The organism is Isoptericola sp. NPDC057191 (assembly GCF_042670225.1).
In the GTDB taxonomy this organism is placed as follows: domain Bacteria; phylum Actinomycetota; class Actinomycetes; order Actinomycetales; family Cellulomonadaceae; genus Isoptericola.
The window spans coordinates 1-7,383 of the sequence record NZ_JBHUWC010000199.1 but is presented as its reverse complement, the minus strand read 5'-3'; the positions used below and the strand labels follow the sequence as shown (position 1 = coordinate 7,383).

At 75.0% G+C, this 7,383-nt stretch carries 8 protein-coding genes; all 8 read right to left on the bottom strand.

All coding sequences use genetic code 11. The features are described 5' to 3' along the window. A partial coding sequence (locus ACFT55_RS17845; protein ID WP_380245187.1) for an SDR family NAD(P)-dependent oxidoreductase occupies positions 1-837 on the bottom strand: 837 nt, incomplete at its 3' end. Further along, complete coding sequence (gene pheT, locus ACFT55_RS17840) at positions 830-3,442, bottom strand: phenylalanine--tRNA ligase subunit beta (protein WP_380245186.1); 2,613 nt, start codon at positions 3,440-3,442, stop codon at positions 830-832. The genes pheT and ACFT55_RS17845, both read right to left, overlap by 8 nt. After that, positions 3,442-4,515 carry a phenylalanine--tRNA ligase subunit alpha gene (pheS, locus tag ACFT55_RS17835; protein ID WP_380245185.1) on the bottom strand — a complete coding sequence of 358 codons (1,074 nt, stop codon included), beginning with the start codon at positions 4,513-4,515 and terminating at the stop codon, positions 3,442-3,444. The genes pheT and pheS overlap by 1 nt, the downstream gene beginning before the upstream one ends. A 167-nt stretch (positions 4,516-4,682) precedes the next feature. Further along, entirely contained in the window at positions 4,683-5,366 is a 684-nt protein-coding gene (locus ACFT55_RS17830; RefSeq protein ID WP_380245184.1) for a 2'-5' RNA ligase family protein, read from the bottom strand. A 116-nt stretch (positions 5,367-5,482) separates the two neighbouring features. Next, complete coding sequence (locus tag ACFT55_RS17825) at positions 5,483-6,334, bottom strand: TrmH family RNA methyltransferase (RefSeq protein WP_380245183.1); 852 nt, start codon at positions 6,332-6,334, stop codon at positions 5,483-5,485. A 44-nt stretch (positions 6,335-6,378) separates the two neighbouring features. After that, positions 6,379-6,762: a 50S ribosomal protein L20 gene (gene rplT, locus ACFT55_RS17820; protein ID WP_380245182.1), complete on the bottom strand. Its 384-nt coding sequence runs from the start codon at positions 6,760-6,762 to the stop codon at positions 6,379-6,381. Between the two features lie 90 nt (positions 6,763-6,852). Further along, on the bottom strand, positions 6,853-7,047 hold the full coding sequence (gene rpmI, locus ACFT55_RS17815; RefSeq protein WP_380245181.1) for a 50S ribosomal protein L35: 195 nt from the start codon (positions 7,045-7,047) through the stop codon (positions 6,853-6,855). 101 nt (positions 7,048-7,148) lie between these two features. Further along, positions 7,149-7,383: hypothetical protein (locus ACFT55_RS17810; RefSeq protein ID WP_380245180.1), on the bottom strand; the 235-nt coding region annotated here is incomplete at its 5' end.

The window sequence follows — 7,383 nt, the reverse complement described above, 5'->3', positions numbered from 1 at the left end:
CTGCACCCGCAGCCGGCGCGCGGCCGGCGCCGACGCCCGAGCCGCGAGCCGGGCCAGCGACTCCGGGGTGTCGTGGGACGCACGCACGAACCAGCCGGAGCACGCGTCCAGGTCCCCACGGGCGAACGCCGTCGTCAGCGCCACCGTCCGCTCCACCGGGGTCCAGTCCGTCCGCCCCTCGTGAGCGCGCATCGCGCCGGTCATGTCGGTACGCACCACACCCGGGGCGAGCTCCAGGACACGCAGCCCACGATCGTGACCGGCAGCGTGCAGGCCGGCTCCGAGACGCATGAGCGCGGTCTTGCTCGCGTTGTACGCCGTGGCCTCGGCGTTGTCGTGCGACCCGGCACCGCTGTTGAGCTCCACCACACGGCCTCCGCCGCGCGCCAGCATGCCCGGCACCACGTGCCGCGAGAGCAGGAACGGCCCGCGCACGTTGGTCTCGAGCACCGACCACCACTCGTCCGGGTCGGCCTCCCAGAGCGGCACCTCCGCGTCGATACGACCGGCGTTGTTGACCAGCAGGTCGACCCGGCCGAGCCCGCCCTCCGACGTGGGAGCCTCCGCCCGGCCGACCGCTGCGGCCACCGCGGGCAGGTCCGTGACGTCGCACGGCAGCTCCAGGGCGACGCGGCCCAGCCCCCGCACCTCGGCGGCGACCTCCGCCAGCGCCGCTGTGTCCCGGGCCAGCAGGGCGACGTCCAGGCCGGCCCGTGCCAGGCCGACCGCGACCACCCGGCCGATGCCTCGGCTCGCGCCGGTGACCAGCGCCGTGCGGGCCGGAGGGACTGCGCCCTCCGGCCCCGGCGTCGCGCCGGTCGCGGCCTGGTCAGCCACGCAGCACCGCCCCCACGCTCTCGGCGGCCGCCGCGACGACACCGTCGCGGACGGCTCGCACGTCGTCCGCGGTGAGGGTGCGGTCAGCGGCGCGCAGCCGCACCGAGTAGGCGAGGGACTTCTTGCCCTCGCCCACCTGGGCACCGGTGAAGACGTCGAACAGGTGCGCGTCCTCCAGCAGCGGCCCCGCTCCCGCGACGACCGCGGCGTGCACGTCCGCGGCGGGGACGGCGTCGTCGACGACGAACGCGAAGTCCTCCTTGGCGGCCGGGAACGCCGAGACGGGCGACGCGGCGACCGGCTCGTCGCCGCCCGCGGCGATCAGGGCGCCGAGGTCGAGCTCGAACGCCGACGCACGGGCGGGCAGGCCGAGCGCCTCGACCACCTTCGGGTGCAGTTCCCCCGCATGCCCGACGACGGTGCCGTCGGCCAGCGTCAGCGCCGCGCAGCGGCCGGGGTGCCAGGGCATCGTCCGCGAGTCGGCCACGACGGTGACCTCCGCGCCGGTGCGCGCGGCCACGAGCTGCGCCGCGCCGAGCGCGTCCGCCCAGTCGGCGGTCCGCCCGTCTCCCCACCACCCGGCGGGCACGGCCCGGCCCGTCAGGACGCCGGCGACGTGCCGCGGCTGAGCAGGCACGGCCGCGACGAGCGCCGCCAGGTCCTCCTCGGCCGGGCGGACGCCCACCGGCAGCTGGGGCGGAGCCGGCGTGCCCGGCACCGGTCGGGTAACCAGGCCGATCTCGAAGACCGCCACGTCGGGCAGGCCGCGCGAGACGTTCCGGCGCGCCGTCTCGAGCAGCGTCGAGAGCAGGTCGGCGCGCAGGAACGGCCGGTCGTCGGCCAGCGGGTTGGCCAGCCGCAGGGTCACCCGGCGCACGTCCTCGTCCGGCAGCCCGAGCGCGTCCAGGTCCGCCTCGCCGACGAACGGGTAGGACAGCACCTCGACCAGACCGGCCTCCGCCAGCGCGCGCGCCACCGTCCGGCGGGCTCGCTGCTCGGAGGTGAGGCCGCGACCGCCGGTGGCGGCCGGGAGCACCGAGGGGATCTGGTCGTAGCCCGCGATCCGCACGACCTCCTCGACCAGCGCGGCCGGCTCGGTGAGGTCGGGGCGCCACGTCGGCGGGGTCACGCGGACGGCGTCCACCGCCGCGCCGGTGACGGCGTCCGTCACCGTGCAGCCGATCTGCTCGAGGATGCCCACCACCGTCGACCGGTCGTACGCGACGCCGGACAGGCGGGTGGGCAAGGTGACATCGAGGCGCACGGACTTCGGTGCGACCGTCGTGTCCAGGGCGCTGACCGCGGCGTCGGCGGTGCCGCCGCCCAGCTCGACGAGCAGGTCGACGACGCGCTGCGCCGCGACGGCAGGCAGCTGCGGGTCCACGCCGCGCTCGAACCGCTTGGCCGCCTCGGACGGCAGCCGGTGGCGGCGCGCGGTGCGGGCCACGGTGATCGGGTCGAAGTGCGCCGCCTCGACCAGCACGTCCGTCGTGGCGTCGCTCACCTCGGAGGACGCGCCGCCCATGACGCCGGCCAGACCCAGGACCCGCGAGCCACGCTCGCCCGCGGGCGAGTCGGTGATGAGCAGGTCCTCGGCGTCGAGCGCGCGGTCGGTGTCGTCGAGCGTGGTGAGCCGCTCGCCCGGCGCCGCACGACGGACGACGATCGGCGCCGTCACCTGGGCGAGGTCGTAGGCGTGCAGGGGCTGACCGAGGTCGAGCATCACGTAGTTGGTGACGTCCACGGCCAGGGAGATGGCCCGCATGCCCGAGCCCTCGAGACGACGCTTCATCCACGACGGCGTCGGCGCCGCAGGGTCGATGCCCCGCACCACGCGCGTGACGAACCGGTCGCACCCCACCTGCCCGTGGATCGGCGCGGCGTCGTCGACCTCCACGGCGAACCCGTCCGCGGTGGCGGCCGGCGGGGGCGTGACCAGGTTCTCCGCCAGCCCGCGGTCGGTGAACCGCGCACCCGTGGAGTGCGCGTACTCGCGCGCCACGCCGCGGTAGCTGAACGCGTACCCGCGGTCCGGGGTCACGTTGATCTCGAGCACCTCGTCGCCGAGGCCGAGCAGCGCGGTCGCGTCCTGTCCGGGCGTGAGGTCCGCGGCGTCGAAGCCCGCGCGGGTGAGCACGAGGATCCCGTCGTGGTCGTCCCCGATGCCCAGCTCGCGCACCGAGCAGATCATCCCGTCGGAGACGTGCCCGTAGGTCTTGCGGGCGGCGATCGCGAAGCCACCGGGCAGCACGGCACCGGGCAGCGACACCACGACGAGGTCACCCACGCCGAAGTTGTGCGCCCCGCAGACGATGCCGCGCGCGCCACCGGCAGGCACGTCGGCGTCGTCGACACCCTTGATCTGGGCGGCGTTGTGCTCCGGGCCGACGTCGACCAGGCACCAGTTGATGGTCTTGCCGTTCTTCTGCGGCTCGGGCGCCTGTGCGAGCACGCGGCCCACGACGAGCGGCCCGGTGACGGCGGCCGGGTGGATCTCCTCCTCCTCCAGCCCGACCTTCACCAGCGCGGCGGCGAGCTGCTCCGCCGTGAGGTCCGCCGGCAGCTCGACGTGCTCGCCGAGCCAGTCAGTGACGATGCGAGGCATCAGATCTCCGTCCCGAACTGGGTGGAGAAGCGCACGTCGCCCTCCACGATGTCGTGCATGTCCGCGATCGTGTGACGCAGCATGAGCGTGCGCTCGATGCCCATCCCGAAGGCGAAGCCCTGGTACTCCTCGGGGTCGATCCCGGCCGCCCGCAGGACGTTCGGGTTGACCATGCCGCAGCCGCCCCACTCGATCCAGCCGGCCCCGCCCTTCTTCTGCGGGAACCACAGGTCCATCTCCGCGCTGGGCTCGGTGAAGGGGAAGAAGCTCGGCCGCAACCGCGTGCGCGCCTCGGGCCCGAACATCGCCCGCGCGAACGCGTCCAGCGTGCCGACGAGGTTCGCCATCGTCAGGCCCTTGTCGATGGCGATGCCCTCGACCTGGTGGAAGACCGGGGTGTGCGTGGCGTCGAGCGCGTCCGTGCGGAAGACCTTGCCCGGGCACGCGACGTACAGCGGGACCCCCCGCTCGAGCAGCGAGCGGGACTGGACCGGCGACGTGTGCGTGCGCAGCACGAGGTTCGACGGCTTGCCGCCCTCCCCCTCCACGTAGAACGTGTCCTGCATCTGGCGCGCCGGGTGGTCCTGGTCGAAGTTCAGGGCGTCGAAGTTGAACCACTCCGCCTCGACCTCGGGCCCGTCGGCGATCTCCCAGCCGAGCCCGACGAAGAAGTCCGCGATGCGCTCCTGCACCAGCTCGATCGGGTGCCGGGCGCCGACCGGGCGCCGGTCGGTCGGCAGCGTGACGTCGACGGCCTCGTCGACGAGGACACGCTCGTCCCGCTCGGCCTCGAGCTCGGCCTGGCGTGCGGTGATCGCCTGGTTCACGCGGCCGCGGCGGGGTCCCACGTTCTTGCCGGCGGCAGCCTTGTCGGGGCCGGGGAGGGTGCCGATGGCGCGGTTCGCCAGCGCGAGGGCGCTCCGGTCCCCCGTGTGGGCGCTGCGGACGGCCTTGAGCTCGTCGAGGTCGCGCGCCGCGGCGACCGCGGCGAGGGCGTCGGAGACGGCGGCGTCGAGCGCGCCGACGTCGAGCGGGTCGGGGCCGAGGTCTGGGGTGGGTGCGGGCGTGGACATGCGTGCCTTCCTGAGAGGGTCCCTGCGAGGGCTGTGGCGGCGGGGGTCAGTTTATGTGCCCGCCCGGGCCGGTCAGGTCGGCGTCCGCGGTGCCGCGCGCGTTCAGCGCGCGGGCGCAGCCGGTGCCGGGCCCGTGGCGGGCCCGGTAAATCGGCGGTCGCGGCGTGTCACGCCTCCCATGATGGCACGGGGCCGCCCGACGCGTCGCGGCTCGTCAGCGGGACGACCGCGACGTCCTCGTGCAGCGGGCCGCCGGAGCGCCCCTCCCCCAGCCGGGAGGCGACGACGTGCACGGCGTCCACCTCCCACGCGGGTCCCCGGTACACGGCGAGCGCCTGTGCCCACGGCACCAGGGGCGACCCCTCCTGCTCCCGGCCGCGCGGGCGGCGCGACCCGCCCCGTGCGCCGGCGACCTGCCGTCGCCCCTCGGCGGACCGCAGCGTCGCGCGCGCGACCGTGAGGTGCGGTCGGCCGGAAGCCCGGTCCGAGGCGGGCAGGCCCGCGACCCCGACGGCGGCGTCCTGCACGAGGTCCGCGACCCGGCGCAGGACGTCCACCGCCCCGGCCACGCCGACCCAGAGGGTCCGGCCCCCGAAAGAGCCGCTGCCGGTCAGGGACAGCTCGAACGGCGGCACGTCGGCGAGGGCGTCGTGCAGGGCGTCGACATAACCGGGGACCGCGCCGTCGGGCACGTCGCCGTGGAAGGCGAGGGTCACGTGGCGCTGGTCGGGCGGGACCCACCGCAGACCGCGCCCGGGGTCGGCCACGGCGGCACCCCCCACGCCGGCGAGGGCGAGCTCCAGGTGAGCGCCCGCAGCGGCGGACAGGTACACGGCCGTGAACAGACGCATCCGCCCATGCTATTCACGGGCGCGGTGCACGGACGGGAGGCGTCCGGGGCGGTCGGCGGAGGGCTTCGACGGCCGTCGCGGCAGACGGGGACCGGACCGCGCCGGCCCGCCCCGCGTCATCGCTGGGCGCGTCCGCTCGCGTACAGGCAGACCGTGGCCGCCGTGGCCAGGTTGAGCGACTCGGCGCGGCCTCGGATCGGCACGCGCACGACGGCGTCGGCCAGGGCGCGGTCGGCCTCGGGCAGGCCCCACGCCTCGTTGCCGAAGACCCAGGCGGTCGAGCCCGACAGGTCGGGCCGGCCGTCGTCCGGCGCGGAGCCGGCCACGTCGAGAAGGTCGTCGAGGTCGTGCGGTCCCGCGCCGTCGGCGGCGAGGACCACGCAGCCCGCGCCGCGCACGGCGGCCACGACGTCGGCGAGCGGCAGCCCCGTCACGACGGGCAGGTGGAAGAGAGAGCCCGCGGTGGAGCGGACGACCTTCGGGTTGTGCAGGTCGACGCTCTCGCCGGCGAGCACCACGAGGTCGGCGCCGGCGGCGTCGGACGCGCGGATCACCGTGCCCGCGTTGCCCGGGTCGCGGACGTTCGCGAGCACCGAGACCAGCAAGGGCCGCCCGGCGATCTCCCGCAGCGCGTCGTCGAGCGCGAGCGCGCGGGACCGGACGACGGCGAGGACGCCCTGGGCGTCCGGGCTCATCGCCTCCAGCACCTCGCCGGTGCCGAGATGGACTCGGAGCCCGGCCTCGAGCGCGGCGTCGAGGATCTCGACGTAGCGCTCGGCGGCGGCTTGCGTGAGGTACAGGTCCCGGACGTCGGCGGCCGCGTGCCGCACGGCCTCGCGCACGCCCTGCGGCCCCTCGACGAGGAACTGCCCGTGCCGGGAACGCGCAGGACGCCCGGACAGCGCCCTGACCTGCTTGACCCGGTCCGCTCGCGGGTTGGCGAGCGTCACGTCGGGGATGCGGGGCATCGACAGGTCAGGGGTGTCCGGGCGTCCGGGTGCTGAGCGGTGGCTCAGGCGGCCTTCGGCGCGTTGACGTCAGCCGGCAGCGCGTCCTTGGCGACCTGGACGATCGCGTTGAACGCCGCCACGTCGTTGACCGCGAGCTCGGCGAGCATGCGACGGTCGACCTCGACACCAGCGGCCTTGAGGCCCTGGATGAGGCGGTTGTAGGTCAGCCCCTGCGCGCGGGACGCAGCGTTGATGCGCTGGATCCACAGCTTGCGGAAGTCGCCCTTCTTCGCCTTGCGGTCGCGGTACGAGTAGACGAGGGAGTGGGTGACCTGCTCCTTCGCCTTCCTGTACAGACGCGAACGCTGGCCGCGGTAGCCGCTGGCGCGCTCGAGGGTCGTACGGCGCTTCTTGTGGGCGTTGACCGCCCGCTTCACGCGTGCCACGTGATGCTCCTTGCAGTGTCGGGTCCGGAAGTGCTGCCGGCGGCCGCGTGCGACGAGTTCATCGTCGACGGCGCGATCCGCCCGGGCGGGTCACTTGCCGAGCAGCTTCTTGATGGTCTTGGTGTCGGCGGCCGAGACCACCTGGTCCTGAGCCAGACGACGGGTGCGGCGGCTGGACTTGTGCTCCAGGTAGTGGCGAGCGTTGGTCTGCTCACGCATGAGCTTGCCGCTGCCGGTGACCTTGAAGCGCTTCTTGGCGCCGGAGTGCGTCTTGTTCTTCGGCATGACTGCCGTATCTCCTCGTGTCGGTCATCCGCCCGGGTGGGCGGGTGACGTGTGCGGACCGGGGCCGGCAGGCCGACCCGGTGCCTAGATGGTCAGTAGCGTCAGCGTCCCGGGCGGGGGCTGGGCTTCGGCCGAGGTGCCGCAGGCCGCGGGGCCGCCGGCTTGGCGGGAGCCGCCGAGGCGGGCTTGGGCGCGGCAGGCCGGGGGGCGGGCGCCGGGGCGCTCGCCTTCTTCTCGGCTGCCGGCTTCTTCTCCGCCGTCGGCTTCTTCTCGGCCGCCGGCTTGGGCGTGGCCGCACGCTTCGGCTCGGCGACGGGCTCGTCGACCGGCTTCGGC